The following is a 21,814-nucleotide window of genomic DNA, read 5'->3' as shown; positions in this document are numbered from 1 at the left end:
GCATGAGGGTCCGGCATGAGCCCGGGGTGGGGTCCTGGGCGGCGCGTCAGCCCGAGGCGCCGTTGCGCCGGGCGTAGGCACGGGCGGCGCGGGCGCGGTCGCCGCAGCGGATGGAGCACCAGTGGCGCCGGCCGTGGGTGCGCAGGAGGAACCGGTCGCAGGGGGCGGAGCCGCAGGTGGCGAGGATGCCGGCGTCGGGACCGGTGAGCAGGTCGGCGGCGTCGGCGGCGAGGGTCGCCAGTGCGTGGTTGACGGCCTGGTCAGTGGGGTGTGCCTGGATGCGGCGCAGTCCCTGGGCCCCGTCCCAGGCGAGGAGGGGTGCGGTGGGTACGGCCGTGAGTGCCTCGTTTACCGCGCGCAGGGAGTCTTCGGGCGGGGCGGTGCTGTCGACACGGGCGGCGAACAGGGCACGTACGTGTGCGCGAAGCGCGCGCATCCGCTGTGCGCACACCTCGTACAGCTGCACGTCCGGGGTGGTCAGGTCGTGGGCGACGAGCCAGTGCATGGCGGATCCGGGGGTGGCGAGCAGGTCGTAGCTCTGGCCCGCAGGCAAGGTGGCGGCGGTGTTGGCGAAGTCCAGGGAGCGGTGGCGGTCGGCACCCGGAGCTGGGGGCAGAGCGCTCTGCACTGTGTCGGTGGCCAGGGCGTCGTCCATGCTTCTCATGGTAGCGGTTGCATTTTTCCGTGAGCCCTGCCTAGCCTGGTGTCACGTTAAACACAGACCTTTTGCGTGAGGAATGAGGAAGACGTGATGTCCCAGCCCAACGCCGATCAGTTCCCGGTCCGCACGTACGGCGGCCCGACCGCCTTGTTCGAGTACGGCGGGCTGCGGTTCTTGACCGACCCGACGTTCGACGGCCCCGGCGACTACGGCCGGCCCGGCCGCCCGGTCCTGACCAAGACCGCCCCCTCCACCGGCACCCCTGCCGATCTCGGCCCCATCGACGTGGTCCTGCTCTCCCACGACGAGCACCCCGACAACCTGGACACCTCCGGCCGTGCCCTGCTCGCCGACGTCCCCCTCACCCTGACCACCCCCGGCGGAGGCGAGCGCCTCGGGGAGAAGGCCAGGGGCCTGGCCGACTGGGAGACCGTCGAGCTGGAGCGCCCGGGCGGCGGCACTGTCACCGTCACCGGCGTTCCCGCCATCCACGGCCCCGGCCCGCGCGAGGAGGTCGAGCCCTTCACCGGCCAGGTCGTCGGTTTCGTCCTGACCGGAGAGGGCCTTCCCACGGTCTACGTCAGCGGCGACAACGCATCCCTCGACGCCGTCAAGGAGATCGCCGGGCGCTTCGCCCCGGTGGACACCGCCATCCTGTTCGCCGGTGCACCTCGTTTTCCCGTGCTCTTCGACGGCAACCTGATCGTCCTGGACAGCGCGCAGGCTGCTGAGGCCACCCGGATCCTCGACGCCCGCCGTGTCGTCCCGGTCCACCACGACAGCTGGGCCCACTTCACCGAGGGCCGCGAGGACCTGGAGGCCGCCTTCACCGCCGCGGGCCTGGCCGACCGCCTGGACCAGGACTGGGCGCAGCGCTCCTCGGCCTGAACCGCCGCCCGGAACCGAGACTCGCGCGCGTTCGGCGCGTCAGCCCTGGTCCGGCTGCGGCGCGTTCGTGTCGAGGCGGGCGAACAGGTCGGCGACCAGGGGTGCCGCGCGCTGTTCGAGGTAGAAGTGCCCGCCGGGGAAGGAGCGCGTGGCGAAGCCCGACCGGGTCCTCGAGCAGGTGAGCGGGCGCGGTGGCTGCTCCGGCTCACTCCGGCGCCGCGGTTTCGCCGTCCGGCAGACGCTGCCGCGCTGCGCCCACGGGTTGTCCGTCTACGCGCCGGCCGAGGGCTTCTTCCCGTTGTCCCGTTGCCGCCGTGGCGCCCGCGCGTGCCTGTTCCGGGTCTTCGCGAAGGTTGAGCGTCCGCGTCATTGCGCAGACGACCCTGACCGCCGGCCCCGAAACCCCAGCGGACGGCACCCTCACGCGCCCGAGTTCCGGCGGGTGCTATTCGAAGGGGCGGAGTGCTTTTGTCGCTGTTTCCCGCACGGTTGGATTTGTGTCGTCGGTCAGTTGGGCCAGTAGCGGACGTGCGGGCGGCCAGTGCCCCACACTGGCGGCGAGGGCACCCGCGACTGCGGCGCGTACCCACCAGTCTGGGTCGTCCGTCCTGGACCGCAGGGCATCGAGCGACACGCCCAGCATGCCGAGGCCGCGGGCCGCCCCGGCCCGCACGGACGGTTCGGAGTTGGCGAGCAGTTCACGCAGGGCGGCAGCCGCGGCCGGGGCGCGATCGGAGTTCGCGGCCCTGCGGCCTACCGCCTCGCCCAGCACCGAACGGACGTACCAGGCGGGATCGGAGGTAAGCGGAACCAGGTGGTCGACTGCCGCCGGAGGGGCGGACCAGGCCAGCAGGAGCACGGCATCGTGCCGCACCCAGGAGTCCGGATCCTGCAAGGCCGTGACCACAAGCGCGTATGCCTGTGCGTTGTTGCTCACGCTCGGCAGTGAGTTGAGGGCGGTTCGCCGGATCGTCGGATCGGGGTCGGCCAGCGCCTCGCGCAGTACCCCCGTGTCGGGCGCCTCGAACACGTCGCGGAGCGCCCACAGCGCGGCTCTGCGCAAGTCGGGGTCATCATCGGCGAGCACCGGGAGGATGACGGCCCGGCACTCGTCCCGATCGGCTCGCATGACGGCGCTCAACGCCATGCCCAGTCGTTCACCGTCATCGTCGTCCTCGCCGCGCAGCGCGTCGGCGAAGACCCGCAGGAGCAGCGGGAACGCTGCGGCCCCGGAGAGGCCGGCCAAGGCATGTGCCATCAGGTCCCGGCCGTACCAGTTGCGCTCGCGCGTGCAGGTTTCCAGCGCGGCCCGTACGGACGCTGCCGCCGAGCGGTCACCGCTCACGGCCAGTTCCCTTACGAGCGGCCAAGGATCACCATCCAGTGTGCCGTCGGCGTACCGGAACAGTTCGGCTGGTGTCACCTGGGCCTCCTGCCCTGAGGTGAGGCGTGGACCGGGGACCTGTTCCCGCCGGTCCAGCGCCCGCATGGCGGGGTCAGCGTACGCTCGAGTCACCGCGCCCGCACAGCACCGCGCTGGGTTTGTGCCTGGCCGGTTCCTCGGAGAACCGGTGCCGTCCTGTCCTGGGTACCGGCAACCGGCCTTGCTCAGGAGTGCAGGGGGGGCCGTGTTTCCGTACCGGTTGCCGCGCGGCGGGGCAGTTGTGTGTACGAGTCGGGGGAGTTGTCTTGATGATGTGGCAGTTCGGGGTGTGTTGTGCGGCGTGCGGATACATTGGGGGTCTGCTGTTGGGGCGGGCCGGATGCGGGATCCGGCGGGTTTGAGGAGTTTTTGGTCATGGGGGAGTCCGGGTTCGCTGAGCGCTGGTTGGAGACCGGCTCGGGGCCCGGTGCTGTGGTTCGGGCCCGTGTGGCGCAGGTGAACCAGGCGGTGCAGGCGGCGTACCGGGCGTGGTTGGACCACGCGACCTCGTGCCCGACGTGCCGGGACGGGGCCGCGCGTCAGTGCACGGTTGTGCAGCCGTTGTGGGATGCGTACCAGGCGGCTCAGCAGGCGGCCCGGTGACCCGGTGCCGCCGTGGCCGGGCGGTATCTGGCGTCATGCATTCCGGTGAGGCGATCCCCCGTGCCGCGGTGTGCCGGCGGCCATGACGTGCCAACCGCCCGCCTGCACGCCGACCCCGCCGGATCACCACGAGGGCCTTGACCTTGACCGCGTCGTGATGACGGACGAGACCCACGCCCGGCATGTCCTGGCCGCCTGCTGCTACCCCGGTGACAAGCGGCGCCGCTCCCACCGGGCGGGCCCGCGGCCGTTTACCGCCCGGTGCCGGCTGGCGCGGCCCTTCATCGTGCGCGGGTTCGAAGGCTGCGGAGTCCCGCGCGCCTGCATCCCCGGTGGCGTCCCCAACGGGTGCCGCCGTGGGGTTGACCTGCGACGATGGCTTTCCTGGCTCCCGTGCGGTGGCTGTCCTGGGGTGCACCTGCCCCTGAGGTCGAGGTGCGCATATGAGTGCAATCCGTTCATACTTGCATATAACCTCTAGTCAGGTCACGATTACCCTACGTAACCGAGGCGCGATCTCGTATGAACGCCACGACCAAGTACACACTCGCCGCCGCTGCCGTCGGCTGGACCTTCCTGGCGTCCCAGTGGTCCGGCAAGGGCTGCGACTTCGTCCCTCAGTCCTACGCCCTCGTGCTCTCCCACGGCGTGCCCGCGGGCGCTGAGGGATGCAAGGCCGAGACGGACGGGCCGCAGTACACCGACCAGTACGACCGGTGACACCCATGTGAGGTCCGGAGTGGGTGCCGCCACCGGCTCGAGTTCGGGCTCGTCCGGGGTGGCCGGCGGCGTGCCGCATACGGGCCCGTCGAGGTGGGCAATGTGCCACGTCCGGTGGTGGTGGCCCCCCTTGGTGTGCCGCTGCGCTATGACTGGGCCAGGATTCCCCGGAGCAGGCCGGTGGACTGGCCCACCTCGATGAGGTACCCGTCGGGGTCGCGCAGGTAGCAGCGCAGCTCCGAGCCTCGGTCCACCGGTTCGGTCAGGAATTGGGCGCCCTGGGAGACGGCGTGCGCGTGGAAGGCGGCGAGGTCGGCGACGCGCACGTTCAGGAAACCGGATACACGGTCGCCGGTGTGGGGCGCTTCCAGAGTCACGTCCGGCTTGTCGGGCGTGGGTCCGCCCCCTGGGTTCATGATGAGCCAGCTGTTGGCGATCTTGACGATCGCCGGGTTCTCCTCCATCACGACCTGGCCACCGAAGACGTCGGCGTAGAAGCGGCGCGAGACCGTGACGTCCCGCACGGTCAGGAAGTGCGTGAGGAGCAGACCGTGCTCGGGCACGGGCAGGTCACCGGGAGGTACCGTCATCGTTGGGTCACCCTTCGTCGAAGTGGGGTGGTCCCGGGGTGAAGACCACGACGGAGCAGGGTGGCCAAGAGGCCGTCGCCTCAACCGCGTGCGGCAGACTTGTGCAGTGCACGACGCGGGCGGGCTCTGCCCCGGGCTGCCGACCGCTCCGCAGTAACCGACCAGAGCGGCCGTGGTTGTGTGACACCCCGGGGGGCGGCCTTCTCCCCGGGATGTTCGTGGGCCGGCCAGCAGGGGCGGTCGAATGCGTCTGCCGGCCGATCGAAGGCGGTTGCTGTCACCGTGGTCGTGGGGCCCGCTGGGCGATCTCGGTGCATTCGGTGTGCAGGTCCCAGGAGACCGGCCGGTCGAAGTCGAGATGCAGCCGTACGGCGCGGGTGGTGGTGAGCACCTGGTCGGCGGACAGGCCGAGATGCCCGGTGGTGGGGTTGATGTCGTGGCCTTGGGGGTGCGGGTTCACGGGTGGGGCCTGCTGGTGAGGCCGAGCAGGGTGAGCCGCTCGGCGGTCGAGGTACCGGCGACCGGCGAGAACAGGGCGAGGACCTGGGTGCGGTCCTCGTCGATCAGGGACTGGCAGTCCAGATCGAGCAGGCCGACCTTGGGGTGCAGGATCCGTTTGCGGCGGTACCGCATCACGGCGACGTCGTGGAGATCCCACAACGCGGCGAACCCGGGGCTGCCGCTGCGCAGCCGGTCGACCAGGGTGCGGGCGGGGTCGTCGTCGCGGCGGCCGACGGCGGCCAGCAGGTCGGCGACCAGGGCTCGCGACTCGTTGGCGTGGTCCTCGACCGGATACCCGCAGCGCGTACCGGGGTCGGTGAACCAGCGGTAGATGATGCTCGCCTCGGGGCCGCTGCGGCCGGTGAGGTCACCGAACACGGCGCGGGCGAGGTGTTCTGGGCCAGCGTGTCACCGAGGTCGGTCATCACCTGGGCGGGTACGTCGGAGAGCCGGTCGAGGACGGCCGGCAGGGCCGGGGAGACGTGCCGGTCGCCGCGCCGGCGGTCCGGCACGTTCAGCCCGGCGAGCCGTTAGAGGTGGTCGCGTTCGTGGGGCATCGGATCGGTTCCAGTCGTCTCGCGACGGTCCGCTGACAGCCATACCCAGAACCCCTGGGTCCAGCTGATCCAACGAATGACCAGTTCGAACCGGGGAACCAGAAAGTGGGGCCTCTGCTGGGGCGGAGGCCTCCTCACGACGTCGCAGCCTGGACCCGGGTGAACTCGTGTGGTCGTAGCGCTAGTTGAGCGAGAACGGTTGACGAGCGCCGCCCCGGACAGCGCTGCCCGGGGCGGCCGCAGGACGGACCCCGCCGCAGCCGTACGCGCTGTCGGCTGGCCCCGTACGGACGGTTCACCGTATGGGGCCACCTGCTCATCCGCCGACGAGCACACTGTCGGTGACAGCGTCCTGGAAGCCGTCACCGCCTTCGTAGGCGGCCCGGTAGCGGGCTTCTCCGCTGCCCTCGAGGTCCGCGGAGAAGTAGTACCCGGTGCCGTCCCACCGTGCCTCGACGGTGGTCAGGTCCGACCAGTCCAGGCCGTCGGACGAGCGCTGCACGGTGACCAGGACCGTGCCCGGGGTGAAGCCGTCGGTGAAGTCCATGTGGCCCTCCGCGTGCACGGTCCGCTCGTCGGTCCGCAGCGACGAAAAGTCGGTGAACACCGCGCCGTGGTGAACGTGTACCAGGTCGCTCAGGCCGGTGGACGGCTGAAGGAAGGGGTCTTCCGTGGTGTCCAGCGCGAGCTGGAAGTATCCGCCGTCCCATGGCGTGTAGGTGACCGAGAAGGTTCCGTCGTCTTTGGTCGTGAAGCCCCCTACGGTATCGGTCCTGCCCTCCTTCGGCCCGAAGAGGATGCCACCGGACTCCCCAGCCAGGGGCACCCAGCCCTCCGCCGTGTGCTGTTCGACCTTGGCGGTCAGCGTGACCGCCTCTCCGTCGTCGATGTCCGTGGCGCTGACCTGGGCGACGAACCGCGTGGGAATCTGGTCGACGCCGATCTGCACCAGCTCCGACTCCCCGGACAGGATGAAGGGCTCACCCCCGGTCGCCCGGAACACGGCCTGAACAGGGGCACCGTTGTCGAGGTGGACCGAGCCGGCGAAGCGTCCAGCAGCATCCGTGGTCACGGAGGACTGGGTCCAGTAGTCGACATCGAGGTCTACCTGGCGTCCCGCGAGCGGGAGCAGTTCCCTGGTGGGCCGGCGCTCGTACAGGGTGCCGCTGACCTCGACGTCGCGGTGGTCCCTGTCGATGGCAGTACGGTCGACGGTCAGTGCGCCGAACTTGGCCACGACGTAGTAGGCGAGTTCGCCGGCCGACGTCTGCGAGACGTGGTCGCCGTCGGCGTCCGTCAGTTCTACGTCGACGCGGTAGGCACCGAACTGGTCCAGCTGCAGCGGCTTCTTGGTGCGCCACACGCCGCTCTTGCGGTCGCCGGAGGAGAGCGTGAAGTCCTTGGGTTTGACCCGGGCGACCTCGTGCCCGGTGGTGTACGAGACGATGTGCGCCGAGACCGCGGTGATGTCACTGCCGGATTCCGCAACGACCTGCAGGGTGCCAAGGTCGTCGTTCACGCTGCCGGCGTACCGCACCTGCAACTGGTCGGACGCGTGAGCGGCCGGGGCGGCGGTCACCACAAGCCCTACGGTGAGACCCAGCGCCGCCACGACGGCACGTAGCCTTCTTGGGCGGCGCCCGCCATTCGTCCGTCTCGCCAATCCATCCATATGCTGTCCCACCCCTTCTGTGCCGAAATCAGCCCGGCGATGCGATTGCGCGGCCGAGCCCGCGAGTAGTTGTAGCGCACCTTGATCATCATTCGCATGCCCATTCGGTGACCGTGGCTTCGGCCACGTGCCTCGGGGGCTGGGGGAGGACCACGGTGACCCGTTATGGCGTGCTCGGCACGATGCGTGCGCGACTTGTCGGCATTTATGGTGATTCACTCCCAATGGATGCCGGAGTGATCGCAGACTGACCGTTGCAGTACGGTCGGCGCTCCGAACTGCCCGTAGGTGTTGGCGTGTGATCACCAGGGGGACCCAGCTTGCACCGCGGAAGCCGCGGTCACGAGCGCGCCCGCCACCGGGTCAGGACGCCGGGCCGGTCCCGGTGCCGGATGAGGTGCGGGCGAACCAGCTCCGCGTCTCCTCGGCGGGGAGGACGCGGGTGAGTTCGGCCGTGCCCGGGAGCAGCGGGAAGAACCGGTCGGCGTTCCAACTGCGCTGGTACATCGGCTCGTCCAGTACGAGCAGGCGGCGCCCCTCCACCACGGGGATGTCGTCGGGCAGCCCCTCGTTCCAGATCCGGTCGCCGTTCGGGGCGAGGAGTTCGAAGGCCCCGGTTGCGACCGCTTCGCTGCGTCCCCGGGCGGGCTTGGGGTCCGTGGCCAGGCGGACGCTCTCGGCCGAAGGCGCGGTGCCGGGCACGTGGCCGCCGCTGACGAGGACGTGGGCGAGCAGCGTGTGCAACTGGAAGTTGTCCGCGATGCCGCCGATGCGCACCTCGAAGCCGGTTCCGGTGGGCCGGTGCAGCACGACCAGGTCCTCGTCGTCCAGGACGGCCAGTGCGTAGGCCAGGCACTTGAGGTCGTGCCGCTCCAGGGCTGCCAGGTCGTTGCAGACGGGGAGGAGCGCGGACGCGTGCCGGCTGCGCACCTCTGCGCTGCGGCACAGCACGGCCAGCGCGGGCGGTTGCCACTCCTCGACCGAGCACCAGGCCAGCGCCAACCGCGTGGCCTCGTGCGCGTCGTCGCCCAGGCGGGCCAGCAGGGCATCGTCGATGATCTTCTGGTCGGGCTCCGGCAGTTCGTCCTCGGCGCCACCGGAGCCCGTCCACCGGCGGGCGAACTCCAGTGCGTCGAGCAGGTCCTGCCGGACGCCGCCGAGGATCGGCTCCGCGCAGGCCGCCGGATCGGCCCCGCTCTCGACGCAGAACCCGGCCGCCATCGCCAGCAGCGGGCGCGGACCGGTGGGCGGGAAGGCGGGAATCAGTGCGGCCAACCGGGGCCCCACTGGCGCGCGTTCGGGGTCGGTCGACTGCTGCAGGCTGTTTATCGCGGCGGTGAAGGCCCGCTCGGTGCGGGCACCGTCACGAGCGTCGACGGCCTCTTCCAGCTCCGACACGACGGCGCCGAGGCCGGCGGACTTCTGCTTCCTCTTGAAGATCACCGGCACACCTTATGCCCGAGGACTGACAACGGGCGGTGGAGCGATCCGAACGCCCGTGCCCGCTGTTCCCCCTCGCCCTCAGCGCCGGGTGGAGATCTGGTTCGCGCCACGCCGGTAGGTGTGGAGGATCAACCCCGCGTGGAATGTGCCCCCCTTGCGTACAGCGCGGGAACCAGGGCGTCTTCCAGCATGTTCCGGTAGAGGCCTGGGGCGTTGTGCTTCTCGGCGTCCCGCGCCACCCACTCGATCATGCCGTCGTCGCACACTACCGCCGGTCTTCGTCCACGAACAGGTCCGTCAGATGGCACTTCCCGGCGTACCTGCCGCCGGCGTGGAACAGGTGGTGCGCGATGCCGACCATCGTGCGGTCCAGCCGGGCCGCGATACCGCGTATCCGCTCGTCGTCGAGCAGACGCCGCCCCGTCCGTTCGCAGGCGTCGTCGTCGCGTTCGACCTCGAAGCAGGAGTCTTTGCCGCGGACCGGTACCTCCCAGCAGGCGCGGCCGGACTCGGCAAGGGAGCAGATCTCCACGATTGCGCCCATCCTGGCGTGGGCAGTGCGGCAACGTCCGCCGGTCTCCCCTGATACGTCCCCACCGCCGGCCCAGCCGTGATGCGTGAGTGCCTTCAGCGCACCAGCTCGGTGGCCAGCAGGTCCATCAGTAGGCCGTCGTGCCAGGTCCCGTCGGGGCCACGCTCGTACTGCCGCATGATGCCGACCGGCCGGAAACCGGCATTCGCGTAGCAGCGGATCGCCGCGGTGTTGTCTGCCGCCGGGTCGATGACCAGACGGTGGTAGCCGAGGTCGTCGATGAGATGGCGGGCCAGCGTGCGTACGGCGTCGGTGCCCAGACCCCTGCCGTGCGCCGCAGGATCGAGGAAGAGGTCGATTCCCGCGTGCCGGTAGTCCGGATCCTCCTCGGAATACCACTGGATCATGCCCACGGTCCGCCGCTGGTGAAGGACCGTCAAACAGGCCGTGTCAGGGTCGTCAAGGTCGGCCGCGATGTCCGCTTCGAGATCATCCCCGCCGTTCCAGCGTGCGCGCACCTCGGGAGTGCCCCGGATCGCGGCCAGAGCGGGGATGTCCTCGGGGGCGGTGGGCTGGAGGACGACGAGGGTGCCATGCAGCACGGTCACGGCAAGCACTCTATGCGACCGCGACCGTGCGCCCTGCGTTGTCCTGCCGGTTGCCGACTGTCCTCCACCGGGCCGCCGTTGTCGGTGCCGGATGACACCATCCGGTCATGAGTGGCGAGGCTTTCAACTGGCACGGGTTCCTCGGACGATGGCAGGAGGAGTGGGTTCCGCGCGCTGACCGGGACGAGGACGGCGGACAGGCCGTGCCCCTGGGCAGGCCCGGGGCGGACGAGACGGCGATCGCCGCGGCCGAGGAGCGGCTGGGGCGGCGGCTGCCGCCCTCGTACCGGGAGTTCCTGGCCGTGAGCAACGGGTGGCACGTGGACGAGACGGCCGGGGTCTACCAACTCGGCGGTGTCGCGGACATCGACTGGTTCGGGGATCCGCACGGCATGACCCCGCTGTACGAGCAGGGTCTGGGCGACGACCCGCGCGAGGAGGACGTCCTGCTGGCCGGGATGTGGCGACGCGCGCTGCGGCTGGAGACGGACTCCGACATGTCGAACGCCCTGCTCGACCCGGGCGACAGCGACCAGGACGGCGAGTGGGCGCTCTACGTGTTCAAGGGCTGGAGCGGTGAATACCCCCGCCGCTACGCGTCGTTCCGCGCGTACATGGAGGCCAAGTACCGCGCCTTCCACGCCGACCGGACGGAGAGACCCGACTTCGTCAACGCGACCACGCGAGCCCAGGACGCCCAAGTGGAGCAGGGCCGCCTGCTGGCCCTGCGCGGGCGGTACGAGGAGGCCCTGCCGCTGCTCGAGGAGGCGCGGTCATTCGGCCGACCACGTAGCGCCGCCCTGCTGGGCCAGCTCCGCCACCTGCTCGCTCCGCACAGCCACCGGGACTACGGCCACCTCGTGGCCGACCCGCGCTACCTGTCCGAGATCCTGTCCGTGGAGGCCATGGCACCGGCGGGCGACCGATGGCGCCAGGGCGGGGACGACCACTGGCTCAAGATGATGACCGCCCGTGGGGCAGACCGGAAGGCCGCCGAGACGCTACTGAGCGCGATGCGGGACGGCACCTATCGCTACGCGCCTCCCGGTGCCTGGGGCCGGGCCGTCGCCGAAGCCCGGGAATTGGCCCGCTGGGGGGCGACCGACGCCGCATGGCGGGTGCTGCGGGACGCGCTGCCGGTTTGGGAGGCGCCCGAGTCCCTGCTGATCGCTCCGATCGGCCTGCTCGCCGATCCGTTCCTGGGCCCGCTGATCACCCCGGACCGTGGGCGGGAAATCCTCGCGACACCGCGGGCCGGGGAGACGGGACCTGCTCCCGAGCCGGTGCCCGATCTCGACCCGCCGGGCCTCGGCTGGCTGACGGAGCCTGCCGTGTACGGGCAGCGGGTGGACGGCTACCGCTGTGTCTGGGTCGAGGGGGTCGACCCGGACCGGCTCCCCGCGCTGATTGGCGAGGAGGGTGCCGAACTGAGCGGGCCCGTGGAGCTGCGCATGTTGCCCTGGCGGGGGCCCAAGCCGCACGAGCGCGAGGGCGTGCAACCCTGGGAGGACCGGGCCGTCGTCGCCGCGGGCCGCACCGCCGAAGCGTGGGCCTTCGCCTTCGACGGCCACTCCCGGCGTTCTCTGAGTGAACGGCTCGCGTCCCCCGCCGTGGCGGCCTCGTCGTCCGGCCGAGCGGTGGTGGTGTGGCGCGACCCGGAGCGCGCGTCTCCCGGTGCCCGCCCCACCGCGTTCCACCTCTCGGTGGCCGAACAGGGCGAGGAGCTCTATGCGTTCACCGTGCGGGGTACGGAGATCGAGCGTTCCGGCGCGATACCCGAAGCCCTGGACCCCGCACGGTTGTTCCGCCCCGAGGACACGGAGCCGGACCGCGAACGCCGTTTGCTGGAAGCCCTCCATGCCGAACTCGGGCTCTCGCTGCCGCGCTTCGCGCTGACCCAAGGCAGGCTCCGCACCTTCATCACACGGTCCTGGACCAGGGCGCCGCGCGAGGGGGAGGCGTACGCCTACCTCGGGTTCGTGCGACACCGGCCCTGAACTCGTTGACGGGAACCCCACATGACCGCCCTCCCCGACCTTCCCCGTCCCGAACGCGTCCGAAAGGGCGGCGGACGAGCTTCTCGCCGAGGCCACCCGCAACGGTCTCCGTCCCAGCGTCCTGACACTCGCCAATCGCGTCGGACTCTCCAACACCAGCTTCCGCCGCCCCGCCCCCGACATCGTCGAGACCATCACGACGGCGCGAAACGCCACAACCGAACCCAGCGCGCCAGCCGGCACCAAGCGCGACACGGACCTCGTCCGGAGAAACGCCAAGCTCCGCAGAGCGAACCGGGAACTCACCGACCAGCTGGGCCTCGCCCTCGCATGGGTCCAGCTCCTGGCCATCGAGAACAAGGACCTGAGAGCTCAAGTCGAAGCATCCTCCCGAGTCACCCACCTGCCGAGGAGCCGGGGAGCGGAACGTTGCTTCCGGTGCTTGATCCTGGAGCCGTCAGGCGCATGAGCCTGATGGAACCCCGTGCCGTGCTCCTCGGTCGCCGAGCAGAGGTGGACGGGCAGGCCGACCGGGTCGAAGCTGACGTAGCAGGTCCAGATCGCGCGCATATCGACGGCATGCAACCCGGGGCGGTCGGACGAGCGGTGGGCTATTCCTTGCCGCTTATCGTCAACTGGCGTTCTCGGCGGCATAGGTCTGGAGCTTGCTCAGGGCCTGAGGAGCGGCGCTCTCGTTGGCGCGGGCGACGATGACGATTTTGCTGGTGGCGACCGCGACGATTGCCTTGTCGTCCTTCTTGCCGATGACGGTGTCGTTTTGCCGGGCAGTCAGCGCGTAGTTCTCGCCCTGAACCGCCAGGCGCGGCGAGGCTTCGGGATCGCGGACCGTCTGCACGATCTCCTTGGTCTCCTGGGGCGAGGGGCGCCATTGCGCCGCGTCGCTGGTTCCATACAGGCTCCCGTTGAGATCAGCGAGGAACACCGCATCTACGCCCGGAGTGCTTCGGACGATGCCTTCGCAGGACGGTTCCCAGCTCATGAACCGCTCCTTTCCGACGGGGAGCCGGCGGCGGCCGGACCTGGGTCCAAGACAACGCGCATACCGCCAGCGTGCCACCCGGGGCGGTTCCCCGCGCGGGGTGCTGCTCCGGGTCAGTGACCGGCGCACGCGCAGGGGAACCACCGATTCCGCCGTCAATGTCCGCGCAGGGCCCTACTGTGCGCCTCGTGGACATTCACTGGAACGCCGGCCTCAGCACCGCGGCAGCCATCTGCAGCGCCATCACCGCCGCTTTTGCCTGACTTGCCGCGCGGCGTGTGAACAAAAGCGCGACGACGGTTGCCGTATCGAGCGCGACCGCTGGCATGCCGACGTGCCCCCAGCTCGACGTGACCCTGGAAGATGCGGGCGGCGACCGCGCAAAACTCAAGGTAGGTGGCCGTCGCAGCAGCCCACCTGGTGCCGGATGTGTCGGTGGCGGCGTACTTGGGATCGTCGGTGCGGGGGTTCTTCTTGCTGCCTCTCCAGGTGCAGCGCTGCCGGCTGTCGTCACCGGGGAAGAGGTCGGGGTTGTGATCGCTGATTCGACTGCTGCGGGACGGCGACCGGTGAGCTCCCCGACGGCGAGGACTTCCTTCGCGCCGAAGGCGGGGCTGACGCCGGAGGGGGTGAGCCCGGCGGCTTGGCCGAGGGTTTCCCGCGTGTGCGGGCGCGGGGTGACGTAGACCCGGCCGCAGGCGGATCCGTCCTGTGTGACCCGGCCCGCGCGGAATCCGCGCTCCGGCAGGATAGGTGCATGCATCTCGATGTCCTGCGCATCCGTGACGACTTCCCCGCGCTGAGGGAAAAGGTGGCCCACTTCGACGGGCCGGGTGGCTCACAGGTGCCCCGCCAGGTCGCCGAGGCGATGGCCGCGGCGACGTGCTCGGGCATCTCCAACCGGGGCGCGGTGACAGCTGCCGAGCGCCGTGCCGAGCACGTCGTGAAGGAGGCGCGGCGGGCCATGGCGGACCTTCTCGGCTGCGAGCCGCGCGGTGTCGTCTTCACCCGGTCGGCGACGCAGGCGGCGTACGACGTCTCCCGTACCCTGGCGCGGCAGTGGACAGCCGGTGACGAGGTGGTCGTCACCCGTCTGGACCACGATGCCAACATCCGGCCGTGGATCCAGGCCGCGGAATCCGCCGGTGCGGCGGTGCGGTGGGCCGCGTTCGATCCCCGGAGTGGTGAGTTGAGCGTCGACGCCATTCGGGAACAGCTGTCCGGCCGGACCAGGCTGGTGGCGGTCACCGGGGCGTCGAACGTGCTGGGCACACGCCCCGACATAGCGGCGATCGCCGCGGCCGTCCACGAGGTCGGAGCCCTGCTGTACGTGGACGGGGTGCACCTGACGCCGCACGCGCCGGTCGACCTGGCCACCCTGGGTGCCGACTTCTTCTCGTGTTCGCCCTACAAGTTCTTCGGCCCCCACCATGGTGTCGTGGTTGCGGATCCGGGACTGTGGGAGGAATTGCGACCGGACAAGCTGCTGCCTTCCACCGACGACGTGCCGGAACGCTTCGAGCTGGGCACCCTGCCGTACGAGATGCTCGCCGGCACCACCGCGGCCGTGGACTACATCGCCGCACTTGTGTCCTCCGCGGGCGACCGGCGCAGCCGGGTACTGGAGGCGATGCGAGCGGTCGAGGCATACGAGGAGAACCAGCTGGGGCGGCTGCTGGAGGGGCTGTCGGGCATCGACAGGGTGCGGCTGTACGGCGTGCCGGCACGCCGTACGCCGACGGTGTTCTTCTCCGTGGAGGGAGTGCCCGGCCGGGAGGTCTACGAGCGGCTGGCGCGGCGCGGTGTGAACGCCCCCGCGGGCAACTTCTACGCGCTGGAGGCATCGAGGCTGCTGGGGCTCGGTGACACCGGTGCGGTGCGTGCCGGGCTCGCCCCGTACGTCGACGGCGAGGACGTGCAGCGGCTGATCGACGGTGTCGCGGAGGTGGCCGAGTGAACCGCGGAGCGCTGGTCACGGGCGCGTCCCGGGGCACTGGCCGGGCCGTCGTCGCGGCGTTCGCGCGGGCCGGCGACCAGGCCGCGGTGCACGGCAACAGGTCTGCACGGGAGGCCGAGCAGGTGGCTGCGTCCGACATGACCCGCTCGGTCATCGACGGCCCGGACGGAGCGAACGCGGCGGCCCCCTTCTGTACGCCTCGGACAGGTGCGCCCTGACGGCGGCGCGTGGTACAGGTCGCCGGGCTAGACTCGCGCCCCGGACGCGGGAAGGAGCGGACACGTGAGCGCAGCACCCATACGGTTCGGCATCGTGGGCAGTGGCTGGCGGGCCGAGTTCTTCGCCCGGCTGGCGAGGGCGCTGCCCGAGCGGCTGGCGGTGGCCGGCGTGGTGACGCGCTCGGCCGATCGAGCCGCCCAGGTGGAGGCGGAGTGGGGGGTGCCCGCCTTCCGGACGGTTGATGAACTGTGCGGCAGTGAACCGGAGTTCGTGATCCCGTCGGTGCCGTGGGAGGTTTCGCCCCAGGTCGTACGGGAACTCGTCGAGCACGAGGTCCCGGTCCTCGCGGAGACACCGCCGGCGCCCGATGTGCGCGGGCTTCGGGAGTTGTGGGATGCCGTGGGAGGCGCGACGCGTGCTGGGGGCGGAGGACTCGTCCAGGTCGCGGAGCAGTACACACTGATGCCCGGCCACGCCGCTCGTATCGCCCTCGTACGGGAAGGGGTGATCGGCGAGGTCACGTCCGTCCAGGTGTCCTCGACCCACATGTATCACGCGATGTCGTTGATCCGGCACACCCTGGGTGTCGGTTGCGGGCCTGTGACGGCGACGGCCCGGGCCTTCACCGCCCCGCTCGCCGATCCGCTGTCCCCCGGCGGCTGGTCGGACGACCTCACGCCCAAGGACGCCGTCACCACTCTCGCTCTCCTGGACTTCGGCGGGGCCCGCACGGGCCTGTACGACTTCACGGACAACCAGTGGTGGAATCCGCTGCGTGCCCGCCGGATCGTGGTGCGCGGCTCGCTCGGCGAGATCGTGGACGACACGGTGGTGCGGATGGCCGATCCGCGCACGCCGGTGGAGTCCCCGCTGGTACGTCGTCGCACCGGCACCGACCTCAACCTCGAAGGGGCGGAGGTGCACCACATCTCGTTCGACGGGCGGGTTGTGTGGCGCAACGGCTATCTGGGCGCGAGCCTGTCCGAGGACGACCTCGCCGTGGTGGACCTGCTGTGCCGTACGGGCGCATGGGTCCGGGACGCCGGCCCGGAACCGTATCCCCTGGCCGAGGGCTGCCAGGACCATCTGCTGGCGTTGGCCATCGAGGAGTCGGCGCTGACGGGGGCGCCGGTGACGACCGCGGCGGAGGCGTGGGCGGCCCGCTGATCCCGCCGGCCGCGCGGCCTTCTTCGTGCCCGCCCGCGGCGCTCCAGCGCCCACACGCCAAGGGCTCCCGGTCGGCAACGCCTGGGGCCGGGACGACGTCCCGGCCCCAGGCGTTGCCGACTGCTGCTGCTGGTCGCGGTGGGTCAGTGCTGGCCGTGGCCGCCGTCACTACGGCGGCGTTGGAGCGTGAACTTCTCGAAGACCGACAGCTCACCTGTGGGCGTGATGATGTTGTAGTAGGTGACGTGGATGCGGGTCATGTCACCGGGGTGACGGCCCGGGTCGACGGCGAACTCGGCGAAGCCGTACGGATGCTCCGCGTCGCGGACGCCGATCCAGACCGCCGTCTCCTTCTCCTTGACCGAGTTGTACTTGCCGACGTGCTCCATCTGGACGTATGCCGAGTGATGGCCATGACCGTCGGCGTCGTCCGTGGTGAAGCTGTTGTTGGTGATGCCGGCCACGCCGCCACCGCCGAGTACCATGTGCGTCGTGCCGTGCGCACTGTCGATCACGTCGAGTGCGGTCTGACTCGGGTTGGGCGTCAGGGTGACGCTGCCGGGGACGACGCCACGCACCGCCAACGAGCGCTCGTAGTCGTGCTCGTGGCCACAGACCACCAGGTCGACGCCGTACTTGTCGAACAGCGGGCCGTACGCCGCGCGCAGCGCGACATCGGGGCCGTTCGCGGCGGTCGCCGAGCTGATCATCACCTGGTGCATGCAGACCACGATCCAGTCGATGTCCTTCGAAGCCCGTGCCGACTTGAGCTCCTTCTCCAGCCAGGCGAGCTGCCGACCGCCGGAGTAGCCCTTGATGTAGATGTCACCGCCCTCCTGCAGGGCGATGTCGTCGTTCTGCAGGGCGATCACCTTCACGCCGCCGACCGTGAAGGAGTACCAGAGGTTGTCGAGCTCGGGCTGGGTCTCGGTCGAGGGCAGCTCGAAGTAGGTCTGGTACGCGTCGAGACCGAGCTTGCCGTTGGCCAGCTCGATCTCATGGTTGCCCGCGCACGGCATCCACGGACGGAATCGCGCCGAGCGGCTGTTGTTGGTGAGGAAGTCGCGCCAGACGCGAATGCGGTCGGGCCCGGTGTTGGCGTAGCAGAGGTCACCGTTGAGGAGGTGGAACAGCGGGCCGACCTTCTCGACGCCGGTGACGATGTCGGCAGCGGCGGGCGTGGCGTTGGGCTCGAAGTCCCGGCCCGAGGCGTCGGCCGGGTTCGCTCCGGTCTTCCACGTCACACTGGGCGCACCCTGGTCGCCGAAGCTGGTGAAGGTGAACGGAGCTCGGCCGGACGGCGCCGTGTGGAAGGTGCCGGCGTCGGGGGTGGCGCCGTCGTGCTGGGCCGCGTACAGGTAGTCGGTGTCGGCCTTGAGCTTGCTGAGCAGCGCGTGATGGACCCAGACGGTCCGCCCGGAGGTGCCGTCCACGTAGGTCTTCGTCCTCGCGTGCACTGTGGAGCCGAAGCCGCCACTCAGCGTGCCGTAAACGACCCGGGGGTTCTTGACGGCCGCGTCGGTGACCCACGAGACGACCATCTGGCTGCGTGGGTCGGCGCCGAAGGTCAGGTGCAGGCCCTGGACGGGGTGGTGGCCGAGCCGGTGGTGAGACCGGTGACCTCCGACTTCGCCGGGACCGCCTCGGCGGTTCCGGCGCCGAGGACCAGTGGACCGGCGGCTGCACCGGACACCGTCGCGCCGAACAAGCCGAGCGCGTTGCGGCGGGAGATTCTGGTTTGCTTGGGTTCTTTCGACATTCCGGGGGCCTTTCGCGTCGTCGGGTGCAGTCGCACACCGACCGGACAGCAGCGCTCCGAACCTGACAGCGGGCTGCGGCAGGTCAGCGGTGCGCGCACTCTCGGACGCTAGGAAGCACGGTCGACCGGAGCGGTGGGACAGGTATGAACGGCAGATGGCGGTCACCGCAACGGACGGTTGTTCCCGGCGGTTGGGGTGTGCGGGCGCGCTCCTGTGCCGTTTGGAGCCTGCGCCTGGATGGCGGTTGGCGGGGCCACCGGCATCACGGAGGCTGGGGGCACGCCAAGAATGTGTGGAAACTCGGGCGAGGTGAATACAGGGCAATCAGAAGCGGGCGATGGTGGAGATAAGCTGGTCCGGTCGGCGGTACCGTCGGCCGATGGAGCCTGTGTGTCGAATGAGTGCCCGCTTCATGGTGCTGGGGTGAGCGCGCAGAGCTTGGTGGGTCGTCGGCTCGCGGAGGTCGTCGGCTCGTGGCACCTGTACGGCCGTGATGCCCCCACGGGTCCGCTGGAGGTGTGGCTGGTCGATGACCTGGGTGCCGCCATCCACCTCACGACCGCAGCGGATTGGTGTCTGATCGTTGAGGCGTCCGCAGGGCCCGGCCGTGGAGCCGTCCGCTCGAGGACAGGGCACTGCTGGTCGCCACCTACTGGCGAACGAACCTGACCATGCTCAGCTCGGCCCGCTGTTCGGGGTGTCCACGTCGGCAGCGGACCGCATCATCGACCTCCTCGGGCCGATGCTCGCGCTCCACTCGCGCGAGCGGTTCGCCAAGGGGAGGCCGTGCTCATCGTGGACGGCACCCTCGTGCCCACTCGCGATCACACCGTGGCCGAGCGGTCGAAGAACTGCCGGTACTCCATGAACCACCGGGTTGTGATCGACGCCGACACCCGCATGGTCGTGGTCGTCGGCCAGCCGCTTGCCGGCGACCGCAACGACTGCAAGGTGTGGGAAGTCCTCGGCGTCCCGAGCCGACTGCCGCTGGAACCGATACGTCAATGCCACTCCGAGCAGCGTTCCCCCGACAGGGACCGCAGCTGACAAAGCCTGGTCCATGCTTCAGGACCATGCCGGGCCCCGGCCTGCCAGAGCACCGACACCCGTCTTCGGCCGCTTCCTTCACCACCCGCGGCGCAAGATGTCCGGGGGCATCCTCGAGCCCGACCCGCCGCTCACCACAGGCGGGCTCCGGAGGCGAGCGGCCCGCTGCCACTGCTCTGAAGACGGAGGCGCTCGTCATGAAGCCGCACGGTCCACGAGCTCGGCCGCGAGCTCGGGGTCGGGCTTGGGGATGGTGCCGAAGTCCTCATCGGGCTGCGCCTCAAGGCGCTGGACGGCCTTGGTGATCGAGTGCGACAGCGGCAGGGACGAGGCGGGCCGGCACGCACGGTGAACGACATCGACGGTGACCACCTGGGGCACCATCGCCGTCCGGGACGGCGACGGTCCCCACAGCCAATGCGTCAGTGCCCGATCGGTCGTCGCCTGCGACCACGCGGCGTGCGCCAGAGGGTCCTGACCCAGGTTCCGCAGCAGAAGAGCTTGCTTGCGCCAGTGCTGCGCGTCGCGTAGTTCGCTGTGCTGCAGATGGTGCAGGAACAGGCAGTGGGCCGCGGTGGGGGAGTCGGCGCCGGCGGCGAACTGCCACCAGAACTGCGCCGCCTCGTGCCGGTCGGCCAGGTACAGCAGGCACGCGAACGCGAGGGCGCCGGTGGGTTCGATGGTGGCCCGGTCGTCGACGAGCAATGCCATGGCCGCGATCGCCTGCGGGTCCCGGACCACCTGGGAGGACAGCAGGCCCAGTTCGGTGGCGGCCTGCTCGTGCAGAGCGGCCGGCAGGCCGTCCCGTGCGTCGGCCTGGCGGGTGTATGCGCCGGATGCGGTGCGGATCCACCGGGCGCGGCTTTCCATCGACTCGGCCCTGTGCCACACCACCCGCCGCGCGATGCGGTCCAGAGCCGCTCGCTCATCGAAGTCGGCGTACTCATCGGCCAGGACCTCCGCGCCGGCCAGCACCTGGTCGATGCGATCGGTGCGATCGGTGCGCTTGTTCCCCCGGTTCATCAATCCTCCTCGTTCATCTCTTCAGAGGCCCAGTCGATCCCCAGATCCCGGGCCAGCCGTCGGCGGGCACCGCGCACGTGGCTGCGGACCGTTCCGTACGTGATGCCCATCAGCTCGGCCACCTGCCGCATCGGGTAACCGAGCACGAACCGCAGCACGATCACGTCGTACTGGCGCTCCGGCAACCGGGCGATCGCCGTGTACAGCCCGAGGCTGGACTCCAGCACGGCGAAGGTCCTACGGCTCCTGCGCCGGATCTGCTCGAACGCGGCGGTCTCCACCAAGGCGGGGGCACGGCCTTGTATCTCCAGGCGCCGGGCGACCTCTTCCTTCAGCGCCGCCCAGGCATAGCTGTCCACGTTCGGCTGCTTCAGCACGTGCGGCCACATCGTGGCCAGCTGAACGAACACGTCCTCAACGACCTGCTCGGCTGCGGGCCGGCTGTCCAGCTGCAGGTGGGCGTACCGCAGGTAGGCCTTGTGGTGCAGGCAGTAGAAAGCGGTGAAGGTGTCCGGCAGCACCGCGGTCAGATCGTCGCGCACGGCCTGATCGGCCCACGGATCCGGTTGCTGGCGGCTCATCAGTCGCGCTCCAGCGGCTGAACGTCGGTGCCTTCGTTCGGGGCAGCCGCCTCGCCGCGCCGGTGCTGCGCGGCCAGTTGGGCGGCGCCGACCCGCACGCCGGCGCTGAGCATGCGCGTTCCCAGGGCGCGGATGTCTCCCGCGAAGACCCGGAGCGCCACCGCTCCGGTCACCACGTGAGCAGCCATATCGAGATCCACTGGCTGGAGTCCTTTCGTCGGCCGATGCAGCCCCCGCCCGGCACCGAGCGCTTTTGCCTTGCTCCTAGCCAAGCGAACGAGACCCGCAAGTGTGCACGCCGAACGCCACCAATTTCACCGAGCGTGCGCACGCTGTCACGCGCGCGCCCCCCTTGCGCGCTTCGCGCTCCGTAGTGCCTCCCCTGCGACCTCAACGCCCTTCCGTGTTACTTGAGCGCGGGTTCTTCGGCGCGGCGGTAGGTGTGGGCGCCGAAGTAGTCGCGCTGGGCCTGGATGAACGCTGCGGGGAGCCGGGGTATGCGCAGGGTGTCGTGCGGGTGCGGGTGCGGGTGCGGGTGCGGGTGCGGGTGTGCGGGTGCGGGGGCGCCGCCGTCGGCGGCGTGGGCCACGACCAGGCGCCAGGGGAGTTGGGCGTCGCCGACTTCCCTGGCGGTGTAGGAGATGACCTTGGATGCGTACAGGGCCTGTTCGCCCTGGTCGGTGAAGCGGGCGGCGTCGCGTGCGCCGAGGACGGTCGGCGCCGGGCCGGGCAGGGTGGCGCCGGTGGCGCGCAGTGTGGAGTGTCCGGACAAGGAGCGGCCGAAGACGGCCTCGGCGATGCCAGGCAGAAGGTGGGTCAGCTGGGTGGGTGTGCGGTGGTGTGGCGAGGGACGAGGGTGGGGGAG

The 21,814-nt window shown here is 70.4% G+C and carries 21 protein-coding genes and 2 pseudogenes; 6 read left to right on the top strand and 17 right to left on the bottom strand.

Translation table 11 applies throughout. From position 1 onward, the window contains the following. Positions 1–46: 46 nt before the first annotated feature. On the bottom strand, positions 47–664 hold the full coding sequence (locus PV341_RS30455; protein WP_500330878.1) for an ABATE domain-containing protein: 618 nt from the start codon (positions 662–664) through the stop codon (positions 47–49). A gap of 87 nt (positions 665–751) precedes the next feature. On the opposite strand from PV341_RS30455, the gene PV341_RS30450 reads away from it, so the two are divergent. Further along, complete coding sequence (locus PV341_RS30450; protein ID WP_500330876.1) at positions 752–1,549, top strand: MBL fold metallo-hydrolase; 798 nt, start codon at positions 752–754, stop codon at positions 1,547–1,549. Between the two features lie 445 nt (positions 1,550–1,994). Here PV341_RS30450 and PV341_RS30445 read toward each other — a convergent pair whose 3' ends face one another. Then, positions 1,995–3,038, bottom strand: coding sequence for a HEAT repeat domain-containing protein (locus PV341_RS30445; RefSeq protein WP_500359517.1), 1,044 nt, complete (start codon positions 3,036–3,038; stop codon positions 1,995–1,997). A gap of 1,059 nt (positions 3,039–4,097) precedes the next feature. Between PV341_RS30445 and PV341_RS30440 the strand changes: the two genes are divergently transcribed. Next, entirely contained in the window at positions 4,098–4,295 is a 198-nt protein-coding gene (locus PV341_RS30440; protein WP_500330873.1) for a hypothetical protein, read from the top strand. 146 nt (positions 4,296–4,441) lie between these two features. Here PV341_RS30440 and PV341_RS30435 read toward each other — a convergent pair whose 3' ends face one another. The 7 genes from PV341_RS30435 to PV341_RS30405 form a co-directional block, all read right to left on the bottom strand. Further along, positions 4,442–4,885, bottom strand: coding sequence for a VOC family protein (locus PV341_RS30435; RefSeq protein WP_500330872.1), 444 nt, complete (start codon positions 4,883–4,885; stop codon positions 4,442–4,444). A 277-nt stretch (positions 4,886–5,162) separates the two neighbouring features. After that, complete coding sequence (locus PV341_RS30430; RefSeq protein ID WP_500330870.1) at positions 5,163–5,345, bottom strand: hypothetical protein; 183 nt, start codon at positions 5,343–5,345, stop codon at positions 5,163–5,165. Then, complete coding sequence (locus PV341_RS30425; RefSeq protein WP_500359516.1) at positions 5,342–5,764, bottom strand: MmyB family transcriptional regulator; 423 nt, start codon at positions 5,762–5,764, stop codon at positions 5,342–5,344. Before PV341_RS30425 ends, PV341_RS30430 begins: the two co-directional genes overlap by 4 nt. A gap of 495 nt (positions 5,765–6,259) precedes the next feature. Continuing rightward, positions 6,260–7,462 carry a hypothetical protein gene (locus PV341_RS30420; RefSeq protein WP_500359515.1) on the bottom strand — a complete coding sequence of 401 codons (1,203 nt, stop codon included), beginning with the start codon at positions 7,460–7,462 and terminating at the stop codon, positions 6,260–6,262. 516 nt (positions 7,463–7,978) lie between these two features. Next, positions 7,979–9,058 carry a hypothetical protein gene (locus tag PV341_RS30415; RefSeq protein ID WP_500330865.1) on the bottom strand — a complete coding sequence of 360 codons (1,080 nt, stop codon included), beginning with the start codon at positions 9,056–9,058 and terminating at the stop codon, positions 7,979–7,981. A gap of 265 nt (positions 9,059–9,323) precedes the next feature. Beyond that, a complete protein-coding gene (locus tag PV341_RS30410) occupies positions 9,324–9,602 on the bottom strand; it encodes a hypothetical protein (protein ID WP_500330863.1) in 279 nt (92 codons plus the stop codon). Between the two features lie 83 nt (positions 9,603–9,685). Continuing rightward, on the bottom strand, positions 9,686–10,192 hold the full coding sequence (locus PV341_RS30405; RefSeq protein ID WP_500330917.1) for a GNAT family N-acetyltransferase: 507 nt from the start codon (positions 10,190–10,192) through the stop codon (positions 9,686–9,688). Positions 10,193–10,305: 113 nt separating this feature from the next. On the opposite strand from PV341_RS30405, the gene PV341_RS30400 reads away from it, so the two are divergent. Then, positions 10,306–12,195: an SMI1/KNR4 family protein gene (locus PV341_RS30400; protein ID WP_500330861.1), complete on the top strand. Its 1,890-nt coding sequence runs from the start codon at positions 10,306–10,308 to the stop codon at positions 12,193–12,195. A gap of 631 nt (positions 12,196–12,826) precedes the next feature. Here PV341_RS30400 and PV341_RS30395 read toward each other — a convergent pair. Next, positions 12,827–13,195, bottom strand: coding sequence for a profilin (locus tag PV341_RS30395; protein ID WP_500330860.1), 369 nt, complete (start codon positions 13,193–13,195; stop codon positions 12,827–12,829). A 196-nt stretch (positions 13,196–13,391) separates the two neighbouring features. Then, the gene (locus PV341_RS30390) at positions 13,392–13,523 is read right to left on the bottom strand and encodes a hypothetical protein (protein WP_500330858.1); all 132 of its coding nucleotides are present in this window, start codon (positions 13,521–13,523) and stop codon (positions 13,392–13,394) included. Positions 13,524–13,952: 429 nt separating this feature from the next. Between PV341_RS30390 and PV341_RS30385 the strand changes: the two genes are divergently transcribed. Then, a complete protein-coding gene (locus PV341_RS30385; protein WP_500359514.1) occupies positions 13,953–15,152 on the top strand; it encodes a cysteine desulfurase-like protein in 1,200 nt (399 codons plus the stop codon). A gap of 282 nt (positions 15,153–15,434) precedes the next feature. After that, positions 15,435–16,538: a Gfo/Idh/MocA family protein gene (locus PV341_RS30380; protein WP_500330855.1), complete on the top strand. Its 1,104-nt coding sequence runs from the start codon at positions 15,435–15,437 to the stop codon at positions 16,536–16,538. Between the two features lie 143 nt (positions 16,539–16,681). Here the strand turns inward: PV341_RS30380 and PV341_RS30375 are convergent, their stop codons facing one another. Beyond that, a complete protein-coding gene (locus PV341_RS30375; RefSeq protein WP_500359513.1) occupies positions 16,682–18,079 on the bottom strand; it encodes a purple acid phosphatase family protein in 1,398 nt (465 codons plus the stop codon). 26 nt (positions 18,080–18,105) lie between these two features. After that, entirely contained in the window at positions 18,106–18,297 is a 192-nt protein-coding gene (locus tag PV341_RS30370) for a hypothetical protein (RefSeq protein ID WP_500359512.1), read from the bottom strand. Between the two features lie 591 nt (positions 18,298–18,888). Between PV341_RS30370 and PV341_RS30365 the strand changes: the two are divergent. Further along, a pseudogene (locus PV341_RS30365) lies at positions 18,889–19,267 on the top strand (transposase family protein); the annotation flags it as partial. A gap of 273 nt (positions 19,268–19,540) precedes the next feature. On the opposite strand, the gene PV341_RS30360 reads toward PV341_RS30365, so the two are convergent. The 4 genes and pseudogenes from PV341_RS30360 to PV341_RS30345 all read right to left on the bottom strand — a co-directional run. Further along, entirely contained in the window at positions 19,541–20,368 is an 828-nt protein-coding gene (locus tag PV341_RS30360; RefSeq protein WP_500359510.1) for a hypothetical protein, read from the bottom strand. Continuing rightward, positions 20,368–20,949: an RNA polymerase sigma factor gene (locus PV341_RS30355; protein WP_500359509.1), complete on the bottom strand. Its 582-nt coding sequence runs from the start codon at positions 20,947–20,949 to the stop codon at positions 20,368–20,370. Before PV341_RS30355 ends, PV341_RS30360 begins: the two co-directional genes overlap by 1 nt. Continuing rightward, positions 20,949–21,137: a hypothetical protein gene (locus PV341_RS30350; RefSeq protein WP_500330848.1), complete on the bottom strand. Its 189-nt coding sequence runs from the start codon at positions 21,135–21,137 to the stop codon at positions 20,949–20,951. Before PV341_RS30350 ends, PV341_RS30355 begins: the two co-directional genes overlap by 1 nt. Positions 21,138–21,355: 218 nt before the next feature. Beyond that, positions 21,356–21,814: pseudogene (locus PV341_RS30345) on the bottom strand (hypothetical protein); the annotation flags it as partial.

It is taken from the genome of Streptomyces sp. PA03-1a, from assembly GCF_033792805.1.
In the GTDB taxonomy this organism is placed as follows: domain Bacteria; phylum Actinomycetota; class Actinomycetes; order Streptomycetales; family Streptomycetaceae; genus Actinacidiphila.
The sequence above is the reverse complement of the archived record's forward strand: the minus strand, read 5'-3'. Positions and strand labels throughout refer to the sequence as shown.

What these genes read in the sequence shown, in the direction of transcription:
- PV341_RS30455 (WP_500330878.1), bottom strand. Translation starts at nt 664, where the DNA reads ATGAGAAGCATGGACGACGCCCTGGCCACCGACACAGTGCAGAGCGCT.
- PV341_RS30450 (WP_500330876.1), top strand. Translation starts at nt 752, where the DNA reads ATGTCCCAGCCCAACGCCGATCAGTTCCCGGTCCGCACGTACGGCGGC.
- PV341_RS30445 (WP_500359517.1), bottom strand. Translation starts at nt 3,038, where the DNA reads ATGCGGGCGCTGGACCGGCGGGAACAGGTCCCCGGTCCACGCCTCACC.
- PV341_RS30440 (WP_500330873.1), top strand. Translation starts at nt 4,098, where the DNA reads ATGAACGCCACGACCAAGTACACACTCGCCGCCGCTGCCGTCGGCTGG.
- PV341_RS30435 (WP_500330872.1), bottom strand. Translation starts at nt 4,885, where the DNA reads ATGACGGTACCTCCCGGTGACCTGCCCGTGCCCGAGCACGGTCTGCTC.
- PV341_RS30410 (WP_500330863.1), bottom strand. Translation starts at nt 9,602, where the DNA reads ATGGGCGCAATCGTGGAGATCTGCTCCCTTGCCGAGTCCGGCCGCGCC.
- PV341_RS30400 (WP_500330861.1), top strand. Translation starts at nt 10,306, where the DNA reads ATGAGTGGCGAGGCTTTCAACTGGCACGGGTTCCTCGGACGATGGCAG.
- PV341_RS30395 (WP_500330860.1), bottom strand. Translation starts at nt 13,195, where the DNA reads ATGAGCTGGGAACCGTCCTGCGAAGGCATCGTCCGAAGCACTCCGGGC.
- PV341_RS30390 (WP_500330858.1), bottom strand. Translation starts at nt 13,523, where the DNA reads ATGCCAGCGGTCGCGCTCGATACGGCAACCGTCGTCGCGCTTTTGTTC.
- PV341_RS30385 (WP_500359514.1), top strand. Translation starts at nt 13,953, where the DNA reads ATGCATCTCGATGTCCTGCGCATCCGTGACGACTTCCCCGCGCTGAGG.
- PV341_RS30375 (WP_500359513.1), bottom strand. Translation starts at nt 18,079, where the DNA reads ATGGTCGTCTCGTGGGTCACCGACGCGGCCGTCAAGAACCCCCGGGTC.
- PV341_RS30370 (WP_500359512.1), bottom strand. Translation starts at nt 18,297, where the DNA reads ATGTCGAAAGAACCCAAGCAAACCAGAATCTCCCGCCGCAACGCGCTC.
- PV341_RS30360 (WP_500359510.1), bottom strand. Translation starts at nt 20,368, where the DNA reads ATGAACCGGGGGAACAAGCGCACCGATCGCACCGATCGCATCGACCAG.
- PV341_RS30355 (WP_500359509.1), bottom strand. Translation starts at nt 20,949, where the DNA reads ATGAGCCGCCAGCAACCGGATCCGTGGGCCGATCAGGCCGTGCGCGAC.
- PV341_RS30350 (WP_500330848.1), bottom strand. Translation starts at nt 21,137, where the DNA reads ATGGCTGCTCACGTGGTGACCGGAGCGGTGGCGCTCCGGGTCTTCGCG.